Raw genomic sequence first — 26999 nt, forward strand, 5'->3', positions numbered from 1 at the left:
TGCGTCAGCCCGCCCCGCAACCTGTGGTTCCGGTGGTGATAATAATTGTCGTTTTCAGGCTGATAGTTTGCATAGGTTCCTGTCTGTCATTTAATTAGTTCGACCCTATACTGGTTAAATGAATTCTTTCACAAAGTCAAACATTTTATCTAAATAATCTTATTTTTTTGATATTTTTCCCATTGGAATAATTCATTTCATAGTCATCAATACCAACAAATATATCTTACTGAACGTAATATTTTAGTTGTTAAATCTACTTTTAACAAAATTAACAATATGTTTTATCTTTTAGTAAAAATCAGTTATTTTTGTTCGCCGACAAACTTATTGTGGATTATTTTTCGCACAATAACGATCGTCACATTAACAGGAATTTGTCATTTGCCTGACATAGTACAAGGTATAAAATAACAAATATAAATAATATTAACGTGCTACAATCAATTTTGATGTACGTCAATAAAAGGTAGTTTTTTTAGATGGTAAATGCATTGCAAGCTGTTATATTGCTGTTAATAGACTAACATAACACTGTTTAGCTAGTTTTTTCGGGTATATGCCCACAAAGGAAAAACAACTTTTACTTTCAGTGTAAAACATATCAATAAATGTTATTACTGACTTAAGCTATAATTTCAGTGATGACAAACAATAACCAGTAAATATCCTGAGATAAGAGTAGTTTGAGTCATTCTGATTTTATTTTAAGCGATTCTAGGTAGCAACCATGCAAACCCCGCACATTTTGATTGTTGAAGACGAAATTGTCACTCGCAATACCCTAAAAAGCATTTTCGAAGCTGAAGGGTATATCGTTTATGAAGCCACTGATGGTTCAGAAATGCACCATATTCTGTCAGACAATGACATTAACCTGGTGATTATGGATATTAATCTTCCAGGCAAAAATGGCTTGTTACTTGCCCGCGAGTTGCGTGAGCAAGCGAATGTTGCTTTGATGTTCCTGACCGGCCGTGATAATGAGGTAGACAAGATCCTTGGGTTGGAAATTGGTGCAGATGATTACATCACCAAACCCTTTAACCCACGTGAATTAACTATTCGGGCCCGCAACCTGCTTTCCCGTACCATGAATCTGAGTAATCTCAGCGAGGAACGCCGCCTGGTTGAGAGCTACAAATTCAATGGCTGGGAATTGGATATCAATAGCCGTTCTCTGATCAGTCCTGCTGGTGAGCAATACAAATTGCCACGCAGTGAGTTCCGCGCCATGCTTCATTTCTGTGAAAATCCGGGTAAGATCCAGACTCGCGCAGAATTACTGAAAAAGATGACAGGCCGCGAGCTGAAACCTCATGACCGTACTGTTGATGTGACTATCCGGCGTATCCGTAAACATTTCGAATCTAACCCAGATACGATGGAAATTATTGCCACCATTCATGGTGAAGGTTATCGTTTCTGCGGTGATTTAGAAGCGTAACGTGAATCATCGATACATCTAAATAAATGAAGGATGGGATATCCATATGGGACCCCATCCTGCCTCTCAGTTTTCCACAACTTTCCACGGCATAATGGGTACAGCACTGATCGCATTCTTCGGTGAACCATCAATCATTTTGTCAGAATAAGTCAGATAGACTAATGCATTACGGTTTACATCGTAGAAACGAACAACCTGAAGTTTTTTAAACACCAGTGAAGTGCGTTTCTGGAAAACAATCTGACCTTTCTTATCGCCCTTTTTAATCTTATCTGTCAGTTCAATAGATCCAACCTGCTGGCAGGAAATAGCCGCATCAGCGGTATCTTCCGCAAGCCCCAATCCCCCTTTTATTCCGCCTGTTTTTGCTCTGCTCAGGTAGCAAGTCACATTTTTAACATCTGGATCATCAAACGCTTCCACCACAATTTTGTGATCTGGCCCGATAAATTTAAAAACGGTGTCTACCGAGCCAATTTCTTCAGCCTGAGTAGCCAAAGGTACGAACAACAATGTAGTTGCTACTAATATCTTTATGATTTTTAACATATATAATCTCATACCTTAATTAATTAAGCCTAAAATTTCACCACAGTAATACCAAACAATATGGTAATACCAACAACAATAATAGTTACTCATTAATATAATTTCATAAAGTAATGAGTGAAATAATAATACGAACAAGTATCCTATTGTAAATAGAAGACTTGTCTTACACTTAGTGTTTATATCCAGTAGAGTTATTGTTGAATGCTACTCTTGTCAATAAATTATGAACACGAGCAGCACGCAGAGACCAAAACGTACACAATATATGTGAATGATTCGTTTCACTTAGCCTGCGAGACTGTTCAAATAGCAAACAAAATAGCCTAATGGTATAGGCTCTTATATTATTCTTTCTGGTCTTAATGACTAAGGAGATGTATGGATCAAACCAGCATCATTCGTGATTTATTACGTTGGCTAGATAGTCATCTGGATCAACCGTTATCACTCAACAATGTTGCAGCCAAAGCAGGTTATTCTAAATGGCACCTGCAACGTATGTTTAAAGATGTTACCGGCCAGGCTATTGGCTCCTATATCCGTGCCAGAAGGTTATCGCGGGCAGCCGTTGCTTTGCGTTTAACCAGCCGTCCTATTCTGGATATTGCTTTACAATACCGATTTGACTCCCAACAAACTTTCACTCGTGCATTTAAAAAACAATTCAATAAAACTCCGGCACTTTACCGGCTCAGTGAGGAATGGTGTGCAGCCGGTATTTGCCCCCCCATATTGCTGGATAAGAGGCATATTCCCGAAGCAACATATATCACGCTGGAGGAACAACCTCTGGTTGGTATAGAACAGACCTGTTCCTATACGCTGGAACAGTGGTCCAGTTCTTGTACTGAAATGCGCCATAATTTCTGGACCTACTATCTGCAAAATGCAGAAGTGTTACCGCCGGTGCTTTATGGCCTTCACCACGCTATTCTCAACCCAGACAAAGAAGATGAGCAGACGGTATTCTACACGACAGCAGTAGAACCCAAATATGCACAGTTTGATGTGGCAGGTAGTCAACCTGTTACATTGCCAGCTGGAGAATATGTCTCATTCAGTTACTATGGCACCAAAGATGGCTTACAGGATTTCCTGTTCACCGTCTATGGTATTTGCTTGCCAATGTTAAATCTGACACGCCGAAAAGGATACGATATCGAACGCTATTATCTCACCAATACCAATGACCGGGAAAAGGAAGCAGCGAATCATATCATCGAATTTCAGTATCTCATTCCTATCCAGCACTAACGCTGTAATTCATCCAGTGCGGGCATATCAAGATGTGTGATATCGCCTGCCGTTTCCACAATCCAGCCTGATGCTAGCCACGGGCTGTGCTGATAATCCACTCTAGACAGAGAGCAATTACGCAAACGAAGACGACGTTCAGCATGTGCGGGTAATCCCAATATCGTGCTAACTAAACATCCCAAAGCGATTCCATGACTGACCAGTAACGGCCGGCTACCACTAGGCAAATGACGGCAAGTCTCCAGCGCGGCCCTCATTCGCACGGAGAGTTCCTCCATAGATTCACCTTCAGGGATGCGCCCGCCCGGTGTACCATCAAGGACTTTCTTACGCCACCTTTCTTCTTCTGAAGTCAGTGAGTCAATATTTCTGCGCTCAAGCACTCCCATGTGCAATTCACGCAAACGTGGCTCCAAAACGACTTCACAACCGCAAACTTCAGCAATGATTTCCGCGGTACGGCGTGTACGCCCGAGGTCACTAGTAATAATATGGGTAATATTTTCAGACTTTACTCTTTGCGCCACTAATCTGGCCTGATATTTGCCTGTTTCGGTTAAAGGGCTGTCAGATTGTCCCTGGATACGACGTGCCGCATTCCATTCAGACTCCCCATGACGAACAAGATATACCTGTAACATTTTCATTTTCCGTTATACTGCGTAAATATTAGTTCAAAGGATAACTTATCTATTATGTATCACGTTATTGCTGCAACCACCAACCCCGCCAAAATTAAAGCCATCAGTCTCGCATTTGATGACGTTTTTGGACCAGGTGCTTACCGGATCGAAGATATCAATGTAGACAGCAGTGTCCCACAACAACCCATAGGTAACACAGAAACCCGTACCGGCGCCCGCCAGCGTGTGATGGCAGCCAGGCAGGTCCGCCCCGAAGCAGATTTTTGGGTAGGTGTGGAAGCAGGTATTGAAGATGATATGACATTTGCCTGGATGGTAATAGAATATCAGCAAATTCGCGGAGAATCCCGCTCTGCCAGCCTGATGCTGCCAGAGAAAATTCTTGATGGTATCCGCGAAGGTCGTGAATTAGGCCACGAAATGGCTTACCTCACAGGTGTTGATAACATCAAACAGAAAGGCGGTGCTATTGGCTTTTTCACTGATGGCATCCTGACTCGTACCAGTGTGTACCATCAAGCCCTGATACTCGCTTTAGTGCCTGTCCATCATGAAATTTATAAAGAACTGAATACTCGTTAAAACAGGCATTCACCTAGGCCGCAGTCGGCGGCCTGTCATTTCAGCAATTGTTCTTCTAACCACGCTTTCACATCGTTTGAAGCAAACTTCAAGCTATTAGAACCACGAGTGATAGTCGCAATTCCAACCCCAAGTTCATTTTTCAGCTCACGTTGGCTCATTTGCCCACTCATCAATTCTTTGATAATCCGTACTCTTGTAGCCAGAGCTGTCCGCTCATCAGGCGTCAATAATAACTGCAAAACCGGATGTTGCAGATCTTGCGCAAAAGCCTGTTGGAGTAACGTCACGAAGCGTTGCCAATCTTCATTATCTTGGGGCGAAAGCGCCGGGTCTGTCAGATGATTTGGAGTCATAATTAATCAGTTGTCATACTATTTAACTAGTACAGCAGCATAGCATAGTTTGCCATAAATCAGTATCGCCTTTGCCATTCTGCGTTAGCCAACACATTTGATGACTTACCCATAAAGTTACTGTAGAAAACATCATAAGCCAAAACATTTTTGACATAACTGCGCGTTTCGGAAAACGGAATGCTTTCAATAAAAGCTATCGCATCCAACCGCCCACCACTGTCAGATAACCAACGATCCACACGGGCCGGACCCGCATTATAAGCAGCACTGGCGAGTATTCGGTTATGACCAAAACGCTGATAGACCGATTCGAGATAAGCCGTACCAATTTCGATATTCGTCAGCGGGTTCATCAACTGGCTACTGTTTACATATCCCTGAATACCATTTTGCTTAACCGTATCCGCCGCCGTTCCCGGCATCACCTGCATCAAACCCATTGCACCGACTGGAGAACTGGCTTGAGGATTCCAGGCGCTTTCCTGACGGGCTATCGCCATTGCATAACTTTGAGAAATCCCCTTATCTGACGTGAAACGACTGAAATCTTGCTGCCATGCCAACGGAAAACGCTCTTCAAGATGGTCCCACATTTTCCCGGTTATTGTCGCCTGTACACTAAGAGCCGCCCATTTTTGGTTAAAAGCATAACGTGCCAACTGCTGCTGCTGTGATTTATTCTGGCTGGCAACCAAATAACTCCACTCTATGCGGGCAAGATTATCCATCTGCCAATATATCAGTTCCCTTACTCTTCGCACTTCGGGCATCGAAGCCATCGTCGCATCTGGCTTTTCTGCGGTATTAATCGTCAGTGGATAACGGATATTCAGTCTTTGCGCAGCAACCATTGGGTAAAAACCGCGACCTTCTGTCAACTTACGCAGTATCGCCTCACCTTCGCTTTTATTACCCTGCGTCAATAAAATATTAGCCCACCAATAACGCCATTCCTCTTTGTTCTGGTTCGCTGACGGTAGCAATTTGATCCACTGAGCCAGACCCGGCTCATCTGCATGACCCAACGCCAGACGAACACGACGCTCAAGCAGTGAAACAGATTGGCTATCGCGGATCACATCATCGCGCCACTTCTCCTGCTCATCGTTTACATCCCCCATTAACTGCCAGGCAACAATATCTTTTAACCGCTGACGCTCGCCGTCATTCATCTTTTGCGCTCTGGCAATTGATGGAATAATTGCTCTTGCCTGATCCGGATCTTGACGGGCAAGGAGTGAGAAAGCCGTTAAAGTAGCGACACGGGTAAAATCAGTCGGCCCGGTATTATCAGCAAAAACAGAGACAGTCGCAGGATCATCCTGCAACTTAATCAAGCCATCACCGATACTTTTGTATCCCAGCGGCAATCGCTTAGCGAGGTAACTGACCAGCGAAGTGTTCCCTGCTTTCAATGCGAGGCTAATACGCTGTAATATCAGTTCCGCCGATAAGTAGCCCGCTCGCTGCCAGACATCAAATAATTTATCGCAACTGGCAGGTAAAGAGCGACCATTCAACCAAATGTCTTTCGCTCCCTGCCAGGCAACCGGCTCTTCACCAGTCGCCCATTTGGCAAAATAGTAATTACAACGGCTTGTAATCGATTTCGGTGCTGTAGGGCTAAATGCCAGCAACCCACGCCAATCTTCACGATGTGCAAGTTCATTGATAAAACGGGATGGTAAAGAGCGTGCTGGTGGCAGATTAGGGTAACTATCAATAAAGCTACGGATCTGTTCTGGTGTCACCAGCGCCAAATCCTGAGTCAGTTCCCGGTATTTAAGATAAGGATAAAGCGGGTAGTCTTTCAATGTTGGCATCAATCTCGCCACCTCAGCCATATCACTGGCATCCCACGCTTGCTTAATTTGCTGATATCGCTGCCGCTGATCGTCCAGAGAATCAGCGTTTGCTGCGACAGACACAAAAACCAACCCTATAGCCACCGCAAAGTGTTGCCATTTAGCCATTACCACACGCTCCTCCCGGAGATCAAATTGAATAGGTTAATATTACAAATGTATACACATCATAATAATATAATCACCGCCACTTACCACATTAATTCACTCCATGATGAAATATTTAACCATATATACTAAACAGGTAAGTTTTTTATCCAATAAATTGATCCATCCTAACAAACTCTCCCCAGAGTCATCCTATTCCGGCAATTGGGTTATAGAGTTTATTAACTTAAATCGGGTAAACTGTGATAAATCGTGTTCAGATGAACATAAATAACCTAACTGGATATAATCAGATACCAACACGCCCTGTTCATGCGATTGACTTCGCAAAACAGGCATTATCATCACAACAATCAGAGATAGCGAGGCTTATAGCAACGTGGCTCAATATGTTTACAGCATGCATCGGGTCGGCAAAATTGTCCCCCCGAAGCGTCATATTCTAAAAAATATCTCCCTGAGTTTCTTTCCGGGAGCCAAAATTGGTGTTCTTGGCCTTAACGGCGCGGGCAAATCAACCTTACTGCGGATTATGGCCGGTATTGATAAAGATATTGAAGGCGAAGCCCGCCCACAGCCGGGAATTAAAATTGGCTATCTACCACAGGAGCCAAAATTAAACCTTGAGCACACTGTCCGCGAAGCAGTAGAGGAAGCAGTTAGCGAAGTGAAACACGCGCTGACCCGTCTGGATGAAGTCTACGCAGCCTATGCTGATCCTGATGCTGATTTTGACAAACTGGCGAAAGAGCAAGGTGAGCTGGAAGCAATTATTCAGTCCCACGATGGTCATAATCTAGATAACCAGCTTGAGCGTGCAGCTGACGCGCTGCGTCTGCCGCCGTGGGATGCAAAAATTGAGCATTTATCCGGGGGTGAACGCCGCCGTGTAGCACTCTGCCGTTTACTGCTGGAAAAACCAGATATGCTGCTGCTGGATGAACCGACGAACCACCTTGACGCCGAATCCGTCGCCTGGCTGGAGCGCTTCCTGCACGATTACGAAGGTACTGTTGTTGCAATTACGCACGACCGTTACTTCCTTGATAACGTTGCCGGCTGGATCTTGGAACTTGACCGTGGTGAAGGTATTCCATGGGAAGGTAACTACTCTTCATGGCTGGAGCAGAAAGACGCTCGCCTGGCTCAGGAAGCATCAACAGAAGCTGCCCGCCGTAAGTCTATTGAAAAAGAGCTGGAATGGGTTCGTCAAAATCCAAAAGGCCGTCAGGCAAAAGGTAAAGCACGCCTGGCCCGATTTGAAGAATTAAACAACGTTGAATACCAGAAACGCAACGAAACCAGCGAACTATTTATCCCACCTGGGCCACGCCTGGGCGACAAAGTTCTGGAAGTGGAAAATCTGACCAAATCCTATGGCGACCGGGTGCTTATCGACAATCTGAACTTCTCTCTGCCAAAAGGGGCCATTGTCGGGATTATCGGGCCTAACGGTGCAGGTAAATCCACCCTGTTCCGTATGCTTTCCAACCAAGAACAACCCGATTCTGGTACTATCACATTAGGTGAGACTGTCAAACTGGCCTCTGTAGATCAGTTCCGTGACAATATGGATGATAAGAAAACCGTCTGGGAAGAGATTTCCGGCGGTCAGGATATCATGCGTATCGGCAACTTCGAGCTGCCAAGCCGGGCTTATGTTGGTCGTTTCAACTTCAAAGGTGTTGATCAGGGTAAACGTGTCGGTGAACTGTCTGGTGGTGAAAGAGGCCGGCTACATTTGGCTAAACTGCTGCAAGTTGGCGGTAACATGCTGCTACTCGACGAACCAACCAACGACCTGGACATTGAAACCCTGCGTGCACTGGAAAACGCCCTATTGGAGTTCCCAGGTTGTGCAATGGTTATTTCCCATGATCGTTGGTTCCTTGACCGTATCGCAACCCACATCATTGATTATCAGGATGAGGGTAAAGTGACTTTCTTTGAAGGTAACTTTAGTGAATACGAAGACTATAAAAAGCGGACTCTTGGTGCCGAAGCGCTAGAACCGCATCGCATTAAATATAAGAGAATCAGCAAATAATCATATTGAAAATGGCCTGATAACAGGCCATTTTTCTCTCAATTATTTGCATATAAGCTCGTAGTTTTATTCATTATGCTATGTGTTAGATAAGTATCATGAATAATTTTTCCTTCTTTCAACGTAATAATACGATCTGCATGCCTAATAAGCCTATTATCCTGTGAAGCCACAATAACCGTTCCTCTTTGGTTATGAGCAATAAAACTTAAGATATCAATAGCTACCTGACAGTCATAATTATCAAGATAACTGGTTGGCTCGTCAGCAAACAAATACAAGGGGCTTTTCACAATAGCTCTGGCTATTGCTACCCGTTGTTTTTCATTATCATGTAATTCATTGGGATATATATCTTTCTTGTGTTTCAGACCAACAATATTGAGTGCCTTAGTTGCCCTGATCATGGCTTCCCGATGAGAAGCTGTGATTCCACAGGACAGAGATAATAGCAAATTATCCAGGACCGTAAGTTCATTAGATAAATTAATTCTTTGAAAGATAAAACCACAATTCATCAAATGAAATCTATCTAATTCGCTGTTATTCAGTTTACCCAATTCTTTGTTAGCAATTAATATTTTTCCTCTATCAAGACGCAATAACCCAGAAATCGTTGCCAGGAAAGTACTTTTTCCCGAACGGAGATCCCCAGTAACTAAAGTAAATTCACCTGGAAAAATAGAAAGAGTGATGTCTGAAATCATTTTCTGGTTAACTTTACTGTTAGAAAAACCACATGAAATATCAATGGCTTCAATCGTAGCAATTTGATTCAAATTCATTATCTCAGCATAATAGTGTAAGAAATCTGGCATTATCAGTAACACTTGCAGCCAGAGCAATCCGTAAAAATACAGATATTCATCATTATAAGATTACACAAACGAGGGGAAATCATATAAGAAATATTTCAACTAAAAGTATATCAATATTTCTACCAGTGACTATTTCAAATGGCTATCTGTATGCTAAAATTAAAATTTTACTAAACAAGATCAACCCATTCCTATCAACCACTCATTAACAATAGGCCATTATCTTGTTAGTTCAAATACAAAAATAACATCAGAAAAATAATTTTTTATATATAAAAACACCTTAATATCATAACAACAAGTTAAAATTAATATTTAATTCCCATATAACAACGATATATAGAAAATCTAAATTTTTAATAAAAAAACCAACCTTATCTTATTCGAAAATAAATCACAAACATAAAAATTTTTATTTATAAATCAACATGGAAGTATTTAATTATTAATTTTGTTTTTATTCAAGAAATAAATAATCAATAGAAGTATCAAAAATGTTAATAGCCATTATATATTTTATTACTTATAAGTAATAAAAACATCCAACCACAATTCATATTGTGGTTAGATATACATCGAATATATTTATTAATTTATCATATAAAATATTATATATGAATCTAATTATAAATGATTCAACTAACGTGTTGCTTAGGATTCACAGCTAAAAGTTGCTGAATTAGCTCTATACAATGCAGAAAACGCTGATCATAATCTGGTGAATTCACATTTATATATTCAATATTGTTATCTTTCAGCATATTTTCCAACAATTGCTGGAACGCTTTACGATCCTGCTCGCTGCCAAGGCTACGCAAACCATCAGAAACCCAAGGTGTGTTGTTTTCCAATAAAATAACCAAATCAAATCGGTATTCATCAATTAATGCCTGAACAAATGGGTGCTCACGTCCTTCATACCGCTTACAGAATGCCTGAGTAGTCACGAAATCAGTATCGACAAATGCGACTTTATTCGCATATTTTACTGCGAAATCAATATATTGAGCCTGCCCCAACGCAATTTTGTCATAGTCCGAATATTGCAGCGCCATCTCATCGCCTCCCAAATGAGAAAAAACATAATCACGACCATATTCCCAGGCACTGGTAGTATTAAAAATATTTGCCAATTTATTAACCAATGTGGATTTACCACTGGATTCCCCACCGAGAATCGCTACAGTACGCACAAAGAAAGGCTTTACTTCCGTAGGGATATATTCCCAATGACGGAATGGATCCTGACGAATATGCCGACCACTGATCTTCATAAACGAGCGCTGTGGATCGATAAGAATAGTCTCAATTCCCAATTGCTCTTTATAACGAGGAGCATCCTGAGCTTCACTGGAATAAATATAACTTGGATTAATCCCTTTTTTTGACATAAAGGCTTTCATGCCTTTACTCCACACATCCCAACCATGTGGATATGGCTCAATGCCCTGTTCATCAAAAGAGTGAATATGAATGTTTTTCTGATACTTAAACGTCTGAAGTAACCAGCGCAGACGATCACTGACCGTCGGTTGCTGCGACATGGAGCTGCTCATAAACAACGCCTTATCTCTGGGCTCATCATGGCAAAGGATGATATGTAACTCATCCACCTGACTACAAGCCCGTTGAATCAGATAGATATGCCCGGTATGCAATGGATAGAACTTACCGAATATCACCCCAACCGTTTTATTCTGCACAGGATATTGCACCCCCAAATAGTTATGAAGAGATGCCAGTTTTTGAGCGCTGGGACTTTTAATTTTGTCATTAATTAACTGGCTGAGATAACCTTTGGTCATACCGCTTGCATCAGCAACTTGTTGCAACGTACAACCCGTTTGTTTAATCGCTTCTTTAAGGTAGTCAAATTGACCCATATCTCCTCCCGTTTAATCAAGATCTTCCATAACAGATAACGCATCTGACAACTTTTTCACACCAAAAACTTTCATCCCTGGCAGCTCTTTTTTCGGCATATTGGCATAAGGCACTATCGCCCGTTTGAAACCATGTTTAGCCGCTTCTGATATCCTTTCCTGCCCGCTGGGTACAGGACGAATTTCACCGGCCAGCCCCACCTCACCAAAGACAACCAAATCACGCGGCAGGGGCCGGTCGCGAAAACTGGAGACTAAAGAGAGAAGTAAAGCGAGATCCGCGCTGGTTTCCGCGACCTTAACCCCACCAACCACATTGACAAATACATCCTGATCGGACATTTGCAAGCCACCGTGACGATGAAGAACCGCCAACAAAATAGCCAACCGGTTTTGCTCCAAACCCACAGCCACCCGCCGTGGATTAGTCATCATCGAATGATCCACCAGCGCTTGAATCTCCACCAGCAGAGGACGAGTTCCCTCCCACACTACCATGACGGAACTACCCGCCGTAATTTCATCGCCACGGCTAAGGAAAATCGCTGATGGGTTACTGACTTCGCGCAATCCCTGCTCTGTCATGGCAAACACCCCAAGCTCATTGACAGCACCAAAACGGTTTTTATGACTGCGTAAAGTACGAAAGCGGGAATCCGCTTCACCATCAAGCATTACTGAACAGTCAATACAGTGTTCCAACACTTTCGGGCCTGCCAGCGAGCCATCCTTGGTGACATGACCTACCATAACAATGGCAACACCGCGGGTTTTGGCAAACCGGGTAAGATAAGCAGCGGTTTCCCTGACCTGAGCGACACTCCCCGGAGAAGATTGAATATCCGCCATATGCATCACCTGGATGGAGTCAATCACCATCAGTTTTGGCTGCTCCTGCTCCGCAATCAGACAAATCTGCTCAATACTTGTTTCTGACAGCATATTCAGATTATCAACCGGCAACCCCAACCGGTGCGCACGCATCGCAACCTGCTGTAATGACTCCTCTCCGGTGACGTATAAGGTTTTCATCTGTGCGGACAACTGACACATCGTCTGCAACAATAAGGTACTTTTCCCTGCGCCGGGGTTCCCGCCAATCAGAATCGCGCTACCGGGTACAACACCACCACCAAGAACCCGATCGAACTCTTTAAATCCAGTGGAAAAACGGGGAAGCTCTTCCAGACTAATCTCTGATAATTTCTGAACCCTGCTGACACCAGCATCTCCCGCATAACCACTGAATCTGTCATTACGAGAGGAAGATACTGCGGCTAAACGCACCTCAGTAATGGTATTCCAGGCATGACATGCACTGCATTGCCCCTGCCAGCGCGGATAATCCGCCCCACACTCATTACAGACAAATGCCCGTTTTGCTGCTTTCGCCACTCTGTACTCCCTAAAACGACTTTATTAACGTTCTTCGTGTTTAAGACCGCCACTTAACACACACAGTACTCCCATTAGATCAGCATGACGAATTGTCACTTTCGACTGTGCATAAACTTTCGGTTTAGCATGATAAGCAACACCCAGCCCCGCTTTGCGAATCATTTTCAGATCATTGGCACCATCCCCAATAGCGATTGTTTGTTCCAACGGGATATCCCATTTTTTCGCCAGCTTCATCAATGTGGCAGCCTTATATTTAGCATCAACAATTGGCCCGATAACCTTACCTGTTAACTTGCTGTTTTTGACTTCTAACTGGTTTGCTACCGCAGCAACTAAACGTAAATTCTGGCGCAAATGGTCGGCAAAATAGGTAAACCCCCCCGATGCGATTGCCACATGCCAATCAAAAGATTGTAACTTACGTACCAAACTGGTCAGCCCCGGCATAAGCGGCAAATCTTGAACAACCTGCCGCAAAATATCAGCATCAGCCCCTGCAAGTTGAGCAACCCGCTCCCGCAGGCTATCAGAAAAATCCAGTTCTCCTTGCATTGCCCGCTCGGTAATTTCGGCTACTTGGTCACCTACGCCGGCCAAACGGGCAATTTCATCAATACATTCAATTTGAATTGCCGTTGAATCCATATCCATCACCAGCAAACCGGGTGAGCGCAACCGAGGGATCTGCCCCAAAGGAACCACATCCAACCGGCACTCATCAGCCAGCCTCTTAATACGCGAAGTCAAACTTCCGGCAATACGTACCACCTGATAATCATCAATACGCCATGAAGAGACGATGACAATAGCAGCACCAAGCCGGTGCTGAAAATTACTGATGCGTTGTTTATCCAGGCCACGGCCGTATATCAACCAGCCACTGTCACCCGCCCGGTAATCCAATGGCATCACTTCCTCCCCACTTAACGAAAGTGGTAATCCCGGCCACTTATGGACCTCTTCCGGCAAATAGCGATAAGCCAGGTTATTAGACATTAATCCCTACTCCTGTAATCCCACATGACTCTGGCAGCAAAAAATTGCATTTCAAACTATCCTCCCTATATTGCATCTGGCAACATTGAGTTGACCAACGCCTGGAAGAAATAACCATGACCAAAGCTAAATTAAAATTTCGACTGCATAAAACAGCTATTATATTGATTTGTATTACTTTATTAGTATTTCTAATGCAGGGCGTTTCTTATTTTAGCCGTTCTCACCAACAAGCCCAGATGGATCAATTTGAGGAATTGGCGAAAACCCTGGCAAAACAAGTCGCATTCAGCTTATCCGATTATATGGAGAGTGGCAGCAAAGATCTTAATAATGAACAGATACTGGCTAATTTGCACTACCTGACCAAAAACAGCCGCATACTTGACGCCAGTGTCTATCTTAACAATGGGACACAAGTTGCCCATAGCGGAGAAAATGTATCGGTACGGGATCGCTTATCTTTGGATGGTAAAAAAGCGGGCAGCTATTTTAACCACCAAATAGTCGTTCCCATTCCAGGAAAAGAAGAACCAAAAGGTTTTCTGCGCCTGACGCTGGACACACACAAACTGGCAACGGAATCCAAACAGGTGGATAACACCACCAACCTGCTCAGGATCATGATCTTACTGGCTCTAGCAATTGGTTTTATTCTGGCGCATAACCTGTTGCAATTAACACCCAGCCGCTGGCAACAGTCGCCTTATTTGTTGACTGCCAACAGCAAATCAAACGAGAAAAACCAGCAAGAAGAAGAATAAGTTAAAATATCTGACTGCCATCTCTCAACCCGTAAGAGCTTATTTTTTGGTAAATATGCCAAAAAATAAGCATCCTATATTATGATAAGAAAAATAAACCCCCTCACTATCTAATACCAAAAGCAATAATTCCCAAAATTACATAATAATATTCCCAGTGACACATATCACATACTTACCAATAAATAACATCAGGTCACAAATATCTATATTATTCACATAATTCATTGATTGATATCATATTTCACATTACCCTCTTATTTTTCAATGAAATATAACATATTGTTTTTAATAAAAATTTAAATAAACCCATACATCTATTCCATATCAATTAAGTAATTCTCACATATTGATTGTTAATTTAAATTAATGATTAATAGCACCCCAAAAATCACATGACGTGTGCGGGATGCTGAAGAATAATGCAAAAAAAGGTTATTGTTTTCACTAGCTTTCTTATTGTGACTACCAGTGCTAAAGCTACCGAAATATCAGATCAACAACTTATTCATCAACAGGAACGTCAGAAAGCCCTGGAGGCCCAATTAGCACCGCCACCAGCGGATATTCATCTGTCTATACCTGAAAAAACTGTACCTTCTGAATTTCCGGTCGATACGCCCTGTTTTCCGATTACGCGTGTCGTGCTGGCAGGAACAGAAAACTTCCCGCACTGGTTACCCCTTATGCGCCTAGCCCAACAAGGCGAAAATCAATGCCTGGGCACTCAGGGGATTAATGTGTTGATGACCCGGATACAAAACCGGCTAATCAATCATGGCTATGTCACCAGTAGGGTCTTGGCTCCCAATCAGAATCTTAATTCCAAAACATTAAAATTGGTGATAATACCGGGCAAAATCCGTCACATCCGCTATACCGCTGAAAGCGGAAGTTATATCCAACGGGTAACCACCTTTCCCCCCCGAGAAGGAAAGCTGCTTGATTTACGAGATATCGAGCAGGGATTAGAAAATTTACAGCGTTTTTCTACCGTTCAAGCCAATATGGAAATCGTGCCGGGTGAACAACCAGGGGAAAGCGATATTGTACTAGACTGGCGCCAGTCACGGCATTGGCAGTTAGCCACTTATATGGATGATTCAGGTTCTGAAAGCACTGGGCGCTACCAAGGCGGATTAACTTTATATCTGCACAACCCACTGGCATTGAGTGACCTATTTTATCTCTCCGGTGGGCGCGATATTCACTCCCCCTCCGGTCGCGGCAACAAAAACTACACCATCCACTACTCACTGCCTGTGGGGTATTGGATGGTGGGCATTACTGCCAGTAATTATGATTATAACCAAACGGTAGCCGGGCTACATAAAGATGATAAATACAGTGGTGAAAGCAAAAACCTAAACTTCCAGTTAAGTCGGGTCTTGCATCGTAACGCCAGCCAGAAAACCTCCCTTAACGGAGAAATTTATCGTCGCACATCCAAAAATTTCTTTAATAACATTGAAGTAGACATACAGCGACGGGAAACCGCCGGTTGGAAACTAGGGCTATCTCATCGTCACTACATCGGCAGTGCAACACTGGATGCCGGAGTGACTTACCTGCGGGGAACGCGCTGGTTTGGTGCTCAACCAGCCCCAGAAGAAGCCCGGGATGAGGCAACCGCTCTACCTAAAACAACGCAATTTACGGCCGCGCTTTCCGCGCCATTTACCTTATTTTCTCAGTCATTTTCCTACAAAACCCAATACATGCATCAAATAAGCAACAGACCATTGACACCACAAGATCAATTTTCAATTGGCAATCGCTGGACCGTACGCGGATTTGACGGGGAACGCACGCTAAACGGGGATCGTGGCTGGTACAGCCGTAACGAACTGGAATGGCAAACACCACTGAATGGTCAATCCCTATATATGGGAATGGACTATGGCGAAATTGGCGGACCTGGAAAAGAACGACAGTTGGGAAAACACCTGGCTGGTAGCGTCCTGGGCTGGAGAGGCAGCCTGAAAGGCGTGAGCTATGACCTGTTTGCCGGTATCCCTCTATCCAAACCGGATGGCTTTAAAACCTCACCCGTCACAACCGGATTCAGTTTGTACTGGCAGTACTAATTCAAAATAACAATGCTGCCAGAGCGTAGCAGATATAAAGCGTGTTAGCGGAGAAAAACAATGAACAAGCACCTGTATCGCATTATCTTTAATAAAGCCCGAAACATGTTGATGGTCGTAGCTGATATTGCTACCGCCGGGCAAGGTAGTACGGTACGCCGCCGCAGCCGTCGGCAATCATCACAATGTCTTTGTCGGCTAACCGCGTTAAGGCTAAGTTTGTTGTTGGCAACCGGCTGTATTTCTCTAACCGCACAAGCAGACATTGTAGCCGACCGACACGCGCCAGGTCATCAGCAACCCGCTATCCTTAGCAGCGCAAACGGCACGCCACAAATCAATATTCAGACCCCCAATGCGGCTGGTGTTTCACACAATACCTACAGCAAATTTGATATTGATAAACAAGGAGCGATCTTAAATAACAGTCATACTGCTACCCAAACTCAACTAGGCGGTATGGTGGCCGGCAATCCGTGGCTCGCCAAAGCAGAAGCTAAAATCATTATAAATGAAATCAACAGCCTAGATAAAAGTCGACTTAATGGCTGGATTGAGGTTGCTGGACAAAAAGCACAAGTTATTATTGCCAACCCGGCAGGTATCACTTGCGACGGCTGCGGATTTATCAACGCTCATCGCACAACACTCACCACTGGACAAGTCATGATGGAACAAGGCCGACTAAAAGGCTTTGATATCAGCCAAGGAGAGGTGAGCATTGAAGGGCTGGGTATGGATAGCTCACAACAAAATTACACAGAAATTATTGCCCGTTCGGTAGCAATCAACGGCAAGCTCCATGCGCAGGATCTGAAAGTCACCACCGGGCGTAATATCGTTGATGCCGCTCACAAGAACATTGAGAAAAAATCTACTGACGACAGTAAGCTCCCGAAATTTACGCTGGATGTAGCCGCACTCGGAGGCATGTATGCCAATAAAATCACGCTGATAGGAACAGAGTCTGGCGTGGGGGTACATAACGCTGGTCACATTGGGGCATCAGCCGGCGAAGTACACCTCACAATTAATGGACAAATTGAGAACAGAGGCACAATCGCGGCGCGGGGCAATACCACAATAACCGCGAGTAAAATACAAAGTAACAATGGCAGTATTCTGGCTGCCGGTATTGATGATAAAGGGAAAGCCACGCTGCCCGGTTCACTGACACTGACAGCTAAACAGCAAATTCAAGCCAATGGACAAAATCTGGCAACCAATACCCTGGAAGTACAGAGTAAAAAGATTGATCTCAGCGGCAGCCAAACCTCTGCCAACAACATTCAACTCACTGCCAGTCAAAAAGAGATTAGCACCGCCAACGCTACCATTACAGCTGACCGTTTTACCGCTAAAACACCAGACCAATTTAACAATAATGGCGGTAAACTGGTGGCCCGGGAAATCAACTTAACTACACCAGATTTATCTAACAATCAGGGGGAAATTAACCAGACCGGCAAAGGCGACCTGGTACTCAACACCCAAAAATTAAGCAACCGCGGCGGCACCCTTTTCAATGAAGGGAAACAACTGACGATCACAACAACAGAGCTGGACAACCAACGGGGAAAAATCGCCAATAATGGTCATAACCTGAATCTGACCATACATGAAGCGAACAACACCCTGGGAACAATTCAACTGTCTGGTGAAGGTAAACTATCACTCAACACACAACAGTGGATAGGCGATGGTGGCAAACTCCTCTCCAACGGCGAACTGGATATACAAGCCCACAACCTGCAACTGAACGAAAAAGCCGTCACTACCGCCAACAAAATTACCATAAAAGCAGACACATTGAGCCATCAGAGTGGATTAATGCAACAGAAGGGCAAAGACAAAATGTTCCTCACTGCCAACACGCTGAATAACCACAATGGTGAGATTGAAGGTAATGGCAACCTGACAATTAACGCCACTACAGTGGATAACCGCAAAGGCAAAATAGCGGCTGCCGAAAAAGGCTCTTTGAAGCTGACTGTCAATGACGCTCTGAATAACCAGAATGGCAGCCTGGAGGCAGGTCAAGATATCCAGCTAACATCAAGGCAGCTTGATAACAGCCAGGGTAAAATCGCGGCAACCGGTGGCAATGCAGAACTGATCACCGAGAAAAACATTAAGAACGCCGATGGCCGAATCGAAGCCAAAACAGAGCTCACCACAAAAAGTCAGGCGTTGAATAACCATCAAGGACAATTACTCGCCCAGCAGATAGATATCCAGACCAAAGGACATAAATTCATCAACACCGCAGGGCAAGTTATTGCCCGAGAAAAACTAACCCTAAACAGCGGTGAACTGGATAACACATTTGGTCTGTTACAATCCGGCAATGACATGATAGTCAATACCCACGGACAAAAACTGACTAACGCCAACAGTGACAAAGAAAAAGGCATATTAAGCCAAGGCAATCTGGAACTCAGTACAGGTGATATCAACAACACCGCTGGCATCATTTCCGCTAAAGGAAAAACCACTCTTAACGCCGGTAATGTTAACAATACTGATGGACAATTCTTATCACAACAGATGGCAGAACTGACCACACAGGCATTAGATAATACTCGAGGACAGATCCAATCAGAATCAAGTCTGTTGTTGGATACCCAAAACCAAGTCCTGATTAATATCAACAGCGGTAAAACTGGCGGCATCATTGCCAAAGATTCATTACAGATTTCCAGCGGTAAACTGAATAACGATGCTGGCTTTATTCGTGGTCATGGCATCAACATTGACACCCATCAGCAAGTACTGAGCAACCAAAGCGGCACCATAGCGAGTAAGAAAAACCTGCAACTTGATAGTGGAGAACTTAACAGTACCGGAGGGAAGATAAAATCTGATGGTGATATGACACTGGACACCCACGGGAAAAAGCTGACCACAGCCAAAAATAGCGACACCGGTGGCGTAGCCAGTGAAGGAACGCTGACCTTAACCACAGGTGAAATCGACAACCATGATGGCTCGATCATTGGTACAAGAACGACCACCATCACCGGAGGTGAACTGCACAACCAGCGCGGAAAACTCGCCAGCAAAACCGGCTCCCTGACCTTAACCGTCAACAAAACCGACAACAGCGGCGGATTAATGCAATCCGCTGGCGATCTGACATTGGATACACAAGGTGGACTGCTGACCAACACCAACAGCGGTAAAAACCGGGGCATAACCAGCACAGGCAACATGAAGCTGATCACCCAAGGCGTCAACAATGATGCGGGCCTGATCCATGCGGGTAAAAACCTGATCCTTGATGGGCAGCAAGGAACCATAACCAACCATAACAGCCAGCCTGATCAAGGCATACTAAGTTCAGAGGACTTAACTCTGACCGCAGATGCCATTGATAATCATCAAGGAACCGTGGCAGCCAATCAGCAACTCAAAGTGACATCTGGAACGGTTGATAACACTGGTGGCCTACTAAAATCCGGCTCCACCCTTTCACTCAACACCCAAGGCAAGAGGCTGATTAACACCCAGAGCGGAGATAAACAAGGTATTCGCAGCGGCCATGACCTGACCCTGGAAGCCGGTGAAATTGATAACACAGCTGGTATGATCGAGTCACAAGGTGAAACCACGCTGACCAGCCAAAACCTCAACAATACCGACGGTAACATTCTCTCACAGAAAAAGGCAGGCCTGACAACACAAGCGATCAACAACCAACGTGGACTGATACAATCCGCCGCCAGCCTGGATCTGGATACCCAACAGCACGAACTGGTTAACACTGACAGCGGTGAAAACGGCGGGATAATAGCGCAAGATGCCTTGGAACTGACCACCGGTAAACTTATCAATGACCGCGGTTCTATCCGTGGCGACCAAACCCACATTAACACCCATCTGCAAGCGCTAAACAACTTAGCCGGCACCATAGCCAGCAATAAAAATCTGCAACTCGATAGCGGGGAGTTAGACAGTACCGGGGGCAGGATAGAATCTGCCGGTGATATGACGCTAGACACGCACGGAGCAAAACTGACCAATGCACAAAGCGGGAAAAATGGTGGCGTTATCAGTAAAAGCACACTCACCCTGACTACCGGCGAAATCGACAACCATGATGGCGTCATCATTGGTAAAGGAACAACAACGGTCACCGGTGGTGAACTGAACAACCGGGGCGGGACACTTGCCAGCGAAACGGGTGCGCTGACATTAACAGTAGGCAAAACTGACAACAGTGGCGGCTTACTGCAATCAGCTGACGACCTGACACTGAATACACAGGGCGGACTGCTGACGAATATCAACAGTGGTAAAAGCGGTGGCATAATCAGTACAGGCAATATGAATCTGACCGCTCAAGGCATCAATAATAAAGCAGGTTTTATCCATGCAGGTAAAAATCTGAGCCTGAATGAACAAAAGGGAACCATAACCAACAGCAACAGCCAGCCTGGACAGGGGATCTCAAGCCTGGGAACGCTGACGATGACCGCAGGCACCATCGATAATCAACAGGGAAGAATCATCGCCGATAAGCAGCTCACAGTGACATCAACCGGAACCGTTGATAATACAAGCGGTAAAATGGTCAGCCAGCATCAACAACTGACAATGAATACCGGCGAACTGAATAACACCGGTGGTCTGCTGCGATCCAAAACAACTCTTTCACTCAATACCCACGGTCAGAAACTGATTAACACTCAAAGCGGAGATAAACACGGCATACTCAGCGGCGGTGACCTGACCCTGGAAGCCGGTGAAATCGATAACACGGCTGGCGCGATAAATTCACAAGGCGAAACCACACTGACCAGCCAGAACCTCAACAACACCGACGGAAAAATCCTCTCACAGGGCAAGGCGGATCTAACAACACAAGCAGTCAACAACCAACGTGGACTGATCCAGTCCGCCGCCAGCCTGGATCTGGATACCCAACAGCACGAACTGGTCAACACTGACAGCGGTGAAAACGGCGGGATCGTAGCGCAAAATGCCTTGGAGCTGACGACCGGTAAACTGCTCAATGACCGCGGCTCTATCCGTGGCGATCAAACCCACATTAACACCCATCAGCAAGCGCTAAACAACTTGTCCGGCACCATAGCCAGCAAGAAAAACCTGCAACTCGACAGCGGGGAGTTAGACAATACCGGGGGCAGGATAGAATCTGCCGGTGATATGACGCTGGACACGCATGGAGAAAAACTGACCACGGCAAAAAGCGGCGATACGGGTGGTGTTATCAGTAAAGGCACACTCACCCTAACCACCGGTGAAATCGACAACCATGATGGCGTAATTATTGGCACAGGAAAGACAACCATCACCGGTGGTGAACTAAAAAACCAACGCGGAACCCTAGCCAGCAAAACCGATGCACTGGAATTATCGGTGAACGAAACTGACAACAGCGGCGGCCTGTTACATTCCGCAGGTAAACTGACACTCAATACGAATGGTCACACCCTGACTAACAAGAACAGTCGTGATCAGGGCGGCATTCGCAGCCAGGATGACATGTTAATTACCAGCGGTGATTTACATAATCAGGCCGGTATTATTACCAGCCATAAGATCGCCACCCTGAACACAGCAGCGGTAAATAACACCCAAGGTACCCTAACCGGCACCCAACAAATTGAACTGACTACCCAAGCATTCAATAACTTAAAAGGAACCGTCCGGACTGATGGCAAACTAAGCCTAAACACCCAAGGTCAACGTCTGGATAACAACGGCGACAAAGATAAATCAGGCAAATTCTCTGCCCAGGGAGATTTGAAACTGGATATCGGAGAATTAAATAACAACACCGGTTTTATTGCCGCTGACGGCAAAACCGACATCACCGGCACAACATTGACCAATGACAAGGGCCGTATTGCCGGCAACGGTGGACTGGCGATTCACAGCCAAACACTCACCAACCGCGGTGGCACATTACAATCGGCGAAAACTATCAATATTGATACGAACAAGCAATTACTGGACAACCAGCACGGTCGTATTATTGGTGATGGCAACACCACAGTGACCAGCGGCAAGCTGGATAACCAACATGGACACATTCAGGGTGAGAAACTGGTCATCGACACAGGACGGGCTGATACCGATAATCAGGACGGTAAACTGTTGTCAACAGACACCATGGACTTGAATACCCTGTTGCTCGACAACCGCCACGGACAAGTACAAGCCGTGGGTGACGCGACGATTAACGCGCAGCAACAAACGAACAACACCGGCGGTTTTATCCACGGCAGCCAACAACTGGCATTAAACACGGCAAAACTCATTAACCGGGAAACTAATCGCTCTAACCAAGGTACCGAAGCCCAAAACCTAATAATTGAAGCTCAACAGGTGGATAACACCCAAGGCGCATTACGGGGAGCCGACAGCCTGCAAGCCATCGTCAGCCAGACACTGGATAACACACAAGGAATGATTTCTGGTGGAAAACGGCTCACCATTGAAGACGAAGATCAGGAACTGACGATTAACAACCAAAAAGGCACCCTAATTGCGAGTGAAAAAACCAGCATCAAAGTTGATACCCTAAGCGGTGACGGTCAGGTACTATCGCAGGGCGACATGGAGATAAAGTTAAAACAGGACTTCCACAATACCGGCAACACTGCCGCTAACGGCAATCTGTCTCTGGAAACCGCAGGCAACATTATCAACGACAGCACAATTAAAGCCGGGCAGGCGTACCTGGTAGCAAAAAACCTCACCAACACCCAAGCTGCGGAAATCAGTGCCGGGAAAACCCGCATCCACATCCGCGACACACTGACTAACACGGGACTCATTGACGGCGAACTCACTCACCTGACGACCAAAATACTGGACAACATGGGCACCGGACGTATTTACGGTGACCGGATAGCCCTCCAGACAGGCACGCTCAATAACACCGCTCAGGGAGACAAAGCCGCAGTCATTGCTGCCCGAGACCGAATGGATATCGCCACCGGGACCCTCAACAACCTTAACCATGCCCAGATTTACAGTGTGAGAGACATGCTCATTGGTGGGCAACTGGATGAGAACCTGACGGCTACCAGTCAAGCTGGCCGGCTTATCAACCACGCGGCAACCATTGAGGCTGGAGGCAACTTGGGAATTGATGCTGCTCTTATCCGCAATACCAACAATCAGTAACACACGTTGTAGAAACGGAAAAATCCCAGCGTCATGAAGCCGTGTTGAGCGGCCACACCACCCGCTATGACTGGTCACAGGTGGATACCTCCTACCGAAACAAATATGGTATACGCGATGCCATTATGCCGGACGGTAGCAGAGATAATAAATTTTACGAATACCAATATACCCATACCGTCACAGAAACCCAGATAAAAGAGAGCGACCCCGGTAAAATTCTAGCCGGGGGCAACATCACCCTAAATAGTACAATGCTAACCAACAACGACAGTCAAATCGTAGCTGGCGCAATATTGGGGGGTAATATTGACGAACTACACAATAACTCAACCAAAGGCGAACGTATCACCGCAGATGAAGGCAACCAAATCCGCTGGTACCCCAAAAAGAAAAAACGTCAACTGAGAAGGAGCAAAAGATCCCAGGGAAAAAGCTGGAGCGATTATCGCCCGACACCGATAAAAGAAACCATTGACCTGAAAGCACTGGCCTGGCAGGCCAATACCCGCCCGGATACAGCCGGCATAACGATCAGTGACAGGCAAACGGGCAGTGTTCAGAATTCACCTGCCGGGATTAATCCGGCATCAAGGATGGCAGGCGCGGGTGATGTCTCGCTCACAAATGCGACTATCAATGCCATCACACTCAGCATCCCGACACAGACTAACGACCGGTCGTTGCAGGCTAACGATCGAGGAACTACCGTGGCTATCCCGACTGAGGCAATTAAATTACCGAACAGGGACATACCGGTTGACCGCCCGTTAGTTTCTCCTACAGGCCAACACACTGAGCAGGCATTGTCATCCGGCACATTGACATTGCCGAGCAGAGACGCGCTGACTGAACACCCGATGCTTTCACCGACCAGTCAACAGACTGAGCAGGTATTACCATCCGGCACAGTGGTACTGCCGAACAGAGACGCACTGGCTGAACACCCAACACTGTCACCTACCGGTCAAACTGAGCGGGTGCTGCCACCAAACACCATCACATTGCCGGATAGCGATCCGCTGGATGAACGCCCACTGATGTTACCAACCGGTCAACAATTTGAACTTGCACTTCCACCCACTACCGTCAAAGGGCAAACAGCCGAACCGCTTATCCGCATAATCGCCCCGGAGACCCGCCTACCGGATAACAGCCTGTATATCGTGCAACCGGGTAGTGACAGCCACTATCTGGTAGAGACCGACCCCAAATTCACCCAGTATAAAAAATGGCTGGGCACGGATTATATGCAACAACAGCTCACCAACGACCCGGCACTGACCCACAAACGCCTGGGAGACGGGTTCTACGAACAACGTCTGGTGCGTGATCAGATCACCCAGCTGACCGGACACCGTTATCTGGCCGGTCACAACAACGATGAAGCCCAGTTCAAAGCGTTAATGGAAGCCGGAGTTGCCTTCGGCAAACAGCAACAACTCACCCCTGGCATTGCCTTGAGCCCATCGCAGATGGCGCTGCTCACCTCGGACATTATCTGGCTAACCAACCGCACGGTGACCCTGCCGGACGGCACAACACAGACCGTGACCGTACCGCAGGTCTACGCCCGGGTGAATAAAGGCGATCTGACCGGTGACGGCGCCCTGCTCTCCGGTCACAACGTCACACTGAATAGCCGGGGTGATATCACCAACAGTGGCACCATCACTGGACGTGAAGTGACCCAACTGACGGCTAAGAACCTGACCAACAGCGGCTTTATTCAAGGCGGTAAGGTCAACTTAACCACCCAGCAGGACATCACCAACCTGGGTGGCAGCATTCAGGGACAAGATAGAGTTTCCGTGCTGGCAGGCCGGGATATCACCAGTGCCTCTGCCCTGCGCAGAGAGGGAGTTGATCGCTGGCTGGACCGCCCTGCGGGGATTTATGTCCAGAATGACCAAGGTACCTTATCACTGAAAGCCATCAACAACGTCCGTCTCACCGCCAGTGAAGTAAATAACGCCGGCAAAGACAGTCAGACAGAGATAACAGCAGGCCTTGACCTGACACTGGACACCCTGCGCACCCGCCGCACAGAAAACGGTGACTGGGGGAATGACAATTACCGTCATCTGACACAGGAGCGCGACACCGGCAGCCAAATAAATACAGCGGGCAACCTGGCACTGCGGGCCGGCAATAACCTGAAAGCTACCGCCGCCAACGTCAATGCCGGTCAACAACTGACAGCACAAGCTGGGAATAATCTGACTCTGGATGCTGGTACTGCTTCATCCGATTTGGTCGAGCATAGTAAACAGACCAGCAAAGGTTTACTCTCCAAATCCTCAGTCGAAACCCACGACGAAGTCCATGAGCGCCGGGCAGTGAGTACCACCCTCAGCGGAGACAGCGTCACCGTACAGGCTGGCAATGACCTGAACATCATCGGCAGTAACGTGGCTGGCACCCAAGATGTCAATCTGGCCGCCGGCAATCAGCTTACCGTCACCACTGCGGATGAAGCCCGTCACGAAACTCACCTGCGGAAGGAGAAAAAATCCGGCCTGATGGGCACCGGCGGCATCGGCTTCACCGTCGGCAAAGCCAGCCAAAAATCCACCACCAACATCGACAGCAACCTTAGCAAAGGCAGCACCGTCGGCAGCAGTCAGGGCAGCGTGACATTCAACGCCGGAGAACAACTCAACATTCACGGCAGTGATGTGGTGGCGGGCCGCGATATGCAACTTGCCGGTCAGAACGTCACTATCACCAGTGCCGAAAACAGCCACACCGCTATCTCCAAAACCGAGCAGAAACAAAGCGGCCTGACCGTGGCCCTGTCCGGGACAGCCGGCAGTGCGGTGAATACCGCCGTGCAGACCGTCAAGGCGGCCAGCAATGAAAGTGACAGCCGCCTCAAAGCCTTACAGTGGAGAATAACTATCTTTATGAGGACGAAAGCCGCCGTTTTGATAAAGAGTTGGCCGAATGTAAGGCCAAAGGAGGGGACTGCGGTGCGGTCATTCAGAAGTATTTGGACATCAGCAATAAGAATAGCACCGAATTAGAG

17 protein-coding genes and 1 other annotated feature (1 of these 18 running past the window's edge) are annotated in these 26999 nt (G+C 46.0%); of the genes, 8 read left to right on the forward strand and 9 right to left on the reverse strand.

What is annotated here, in order from left to right:
- Window positions 1–66, reverse strand: a sequence feature (Thr leader region) (it extends 55 nt beyond the left edge of the window).
- Window positions 5–73 (reverse strand): thr operon leader peptide, encoded by a 69-nt coding sequence (gene thrL / locus PTE_RS27170; protein ID WP_110742820.1) that lies wholly within the window; start codon window positions 71–73, stop codon window positions 5–7. Its footprint overlaps the feature before it by 62 nt.
- 657 nt (window positions 74–730) lie before the next feature.
- Between thrL and arcA the strand changes: the two genes are divergently transcribed.
- On the forward strand, window positions 731–1447 hold the full coding sequence (gene arcA, locus PTE_RS05235; protein ID WP_036843866.1) for a two-component system response regulator ArcA: 717 nt from the start codon (window positions 731–733) through the stop codon (window positions 1445–1447).
- A gap of 66 nt (window positions 1448–1513) precedes the next feature.
- Here arcA and creA read toward each other — a convergent pair whose 3' ends face one another.
- Window positions 1514–1999, reverse strand: a complete 486-nt coding sequence (gene creA / locus PTE_RS05240; protein ID WP_081738161.1) for a protein CreA — start codon at window positions 1997–1999, stop codon at window positions 1514–1516.
- Between the two features lie 381 nt (window positions 2000–2380).
- Here creA and robA point away from each other — a divergent pair, with 381 nt between their 5' ends.
- Entirely contained in the window at window positions 2381–3256 is an 876-nt protein-coding gene (gene robA, locus PTE_RS05245; RefSeq protein ID WP_036843867.1) for an MDR efflux pump AcrAB transcriptional activator RobA, read from the forward strand.
- On the opposite strand, the gene gpmB is transcribed toward robA, so the two are convergent.
- Window positions 3253–3900 carry a 2,3-diphosphoglycerate-dependent phosphoglycerate mutase GpmB gene (gene gpmB, locus PTE_RS05250; RefSeq protein ID WP_036843868.1) on the reverse strand — a complete coding sequence of 216 codons (648 nt, stop codon included), beginning with the start codon at window positions 3898–3900 and terminating at the stop codon, window positions 3253–3255. The two genes, robA and gpmB, sit on opposite strands and share 4 nt — an antisense overlap.
- Window positions 3901–3954: 54 nt before the next feature.
- Here gpmB and yjjX point away from each other — a divergent pair, with 54 nt between their 5' ends.
- Window positions 3955–4485: an inosine/xanthosine triphosphatase gene (gene yjjX, locus PTE_RS05255; RefSeq protein ID WP_036843869.1), complete on the forward strand. Its 531-nt coding sequence runs from the start codon at window positions 3955–3957 to the stop codon at window positions 4483–4485.
- A 35-nt stretch (window positions 4486–4520) separates the two neighbouring features.
- On the opposite strand, the gene trpR is transcribed toward yjjX, so the two are convergent.
- On the reverse strand, window positions 4521–4841 hold the full coding sequence (trpR, locus tag PTE_RS05260) for a trp operon repressor (RefSeq protein WP_036843871.1): 321 nt from the start codon (window positions 4839–4841) through the stop codon (window positions 4521–4523).
- Window positions 4842–4900: 59 nt separating this feature from the next.
- The gene (sltY, locus tag PTE_RS05265; RefSeq protein WP_036843872.1) at window positions 4901–6817 is read right to left on the reverse strand and encodes a murein transglycosylase; all 1917 of its coding nucleotides are present in this window, start codon (window positions 6815–6817) and stop codon (window positions 4901–4903) included.
- Window positions 6818–7196: 379 nt separating this feature from the next.
- Here sltY and ettA point away from each other — a divergent pair, with 379 nt between their 5' ends.
- Window positions 7197–8864 carry an energy-dependent translational throttle protein EttA gene (gene ettA / locus PTE_RS05270; RefSeq protein ID WP_036843873.1) on the forward strand — a complete coding sequence of 556 codons (1668 nt, stop codon included), beginning with the start codon at window positions 7197–7199 and terminating at the stop codon, window positions 8862–8864.
- A 38-nt stretch (window positions 8865–8902) separates the two neighbouring features.
- On the opposite strand, the gene PTE_RS05275 is transcribed toward ettA, so the two are convergent.
- The 4 genes from PTE_RS05275 to serB all read right to left on the reverse strand — a co-directional run bounded on the left by PTE_RS05275 (window position 8903) and on the right by serB (window position 13962).
- Entirely contained in the window at window positions 8903–9682 is a 780-nt protein-coding gene (locus PTE_RS05275) for an ABC transporter ATP-binding protein (protein ID WP_241826102.1), read from the reverse strand.
- 635 nt (window positions 9683–10317) lie between these two features.
- A complete protein-coding gene (nadR, locus tag PTE_RS05280; protein WP_036843874.1) occupies window positions 10318–11565 on the reverse strand; it encodes a multifunctional transcriptional regulator/nicotinamide-nucleotide adenylyltransferase/ribosylnicotinamide kinase NadR in 1248 nt (415 codons plus the stop codon).
- Window positions 11566–11577: 12 nt separating this feature from the next.
- A complete protein-coding gene (gene radA / locus PTE_RS05285; protein ID WP_036843875.1) occupies window positions 11578–12960 on the reverse strand; it encodes a DNA repair protein RadA in 1383 nt (460 codons plus the stop codon).
- A gap of 24 nt (window positions 12961–12984) precedes the next feature.
- The gene (gene serB / locus PTE_RS05290) at window positions 12985–13962 is read right to left on the reverse strand and encodes a phosphoserine phosphatase (protein ID WP_036843877.1); all 978 of its coding nucleotides are present in this window, start codon (window positions 13960–13962) and stop codon (window positions 12985–12987) included.
- Between the two features lie 116 nt (window positions 13963–14078).
- Between serB and PTE_RS05295 the strand changes: the two genes are divergently transcribed.
- The 4 genes from PTE_RS05295 to PTE_RS26955 all read left to right on the forward strand — a co-directional run bounded on the left by PTE_RS05295 (window position 14079) and on the right by PTE_RS26955 (window position 26997).
- Window positions 14079–14726 carry a YtjB family periplasmic protein gene (locus PTE_RS05295; protein ID WP_036843879.1) on the forward strand — a complete coding sequence of 216 codons (648 nt, stop codon included), beginning with the start codon at window positions 14079–14081 and terminating at the stop codon, window positions 14724–14726.
- A 422-nt stretch (window positions 14727–15148) separates the two neighbouring features.
- Complete coding sequence (locus PTE_RS05300) at window positions 15149–16813, forward strand: ShlB/FhaC/HecB family hemolysin secretion/activation protein (RefSeq protein WP_036843880.1); 1665 nt, start codon at window positions 15149–15151, stop codon at window positions 16811–16813.
- 60 nt (window positions 16814–16873) lie between these two features.
- Complete coding sequence (locus PTE_RS24875) at window positions 16874–23971, forward strand: two-partner secretion domain-containing protein (RefSeq protein ID WP_036843881.1); 7098 nt, start codon at window positions 16874–16876, stop codon at window positions 23969–23971.
- Window positions 23972–24015: 44 nt separating this feature from the next.
- Window positions 24016–26997, forward strand: a complete 2982-nt coding sequence (locus PTE_RS26955) for a hemagglutinin repeat-containing protein (RefSeq protein WP_131601421.1) — start codon at window positions 24016–24018, stop codon at window positions 26995–26997.
- The last annotated feature ends 2 nt before the right edge of the window (window positions 26998–26999 follow it).

The organism is Photorhabdus khanii NC19 (genome assembly GCF_000517265.1).
Lineage (GTDB): Bacteria > Pseudomonadota > Gammaproteobacteria > Enterobacterales > Enterobacteriaceae > Photorhabdus > Photorhabdus khanii.

What these genes read in the sequence shown, in the direction of transcription:
- creA (WP_081738161.1), bottom strand. Translation starts at nt 1,999, where the DNA reads ATGTTAAAAATCATAAAGATATTAGTAGCAACTACATTGTTGTTCGTA.
- sltY (WP_036843872.1), bottom strand. Translation starts at nt 6,817, where the DNA reads ATGGCTAAATGGCAACACTTTGCGGTGGCTATAGGGTTGGTTTTTGTG.
- robA (WP_036843867.1), top strand. Translation starts at nt 2,381, where the DNA reads ATGGATCAAACCAGCATCATTCGTGATTTATTACGTTGGCTAGATAGT.
- gpmB (WP_036843868.1), bottom strand. Translation starts at nt 3,900, where the DNA reads ATGTTACAGGTATATCTTGTTCGTCATGGGGAGTCTGAATGGAATGCG.
- PTE_RS24875 (WP_036843881.1), top strand. Translation starts at nt 16,874, where the DNA reads ATGAACAAGCACCTGTATCGCATTATCTTTAATAAAGCCCGAAACATG.
- arcA (WP_036843866.1), top strand. Translation starts at nt 731, where the DNA reads ATGCAAACCCCGCACATTTTGATTGTTGAAGACGAAATTGTCACTCGC.
- trpR (WP_036843871.1), bottom strand. Translation starts at nt 4,841, where the DNA reads ATGACTCCAAATCATCTGACAGACCCGGCGCTTTCGCCCCAAGATAAT.
- yjjX (WP_036843869.1), top strand. Translation starts at nt 3,955, where the DNA reads ATGTATCACGTTATTGCTGCAACCACCAACCCCGCCAAAATTAAAGCC.
- PTE_RS05300 (WP_036843880.1), top strand. Translation starts at nt 15,149, where the DNA reads ATGCAAAAAAAGGTTATTGTTTTCACTAGCTTTCTTATTGTGACTACC.
- serB (WP_036843877.1), bottom strand. Translation starts at nt 13,962, where the DNA reads ATGTCTAATAACCTGGCTTATCGCTATTTGCCGGAAGAGGTCCATAAG.
- nadR (WP_036843874.1), bottom strand. Translation starts at nt 11,565, where the DNA reads ATGGGTCAATTTGACTACCTTAAAGAAGCGATTAAACAAACGGGTTGT.
- PTE_RS05275 (WP_241826102.1), bottom strand. Translation starts at nt 9,682, where the DNA reads ATGCCAGATTTCTTACACTATTATGCTGAGATAATGAATTTGAATCAA.
- PTE_RS05295 (WP_036843879.1), top strand. Translation starts at nt 14,079, where the DNA reads ATGACCAAAGCTAAATTAAAATTTCGACTGCATAAAACAGCTATTATA.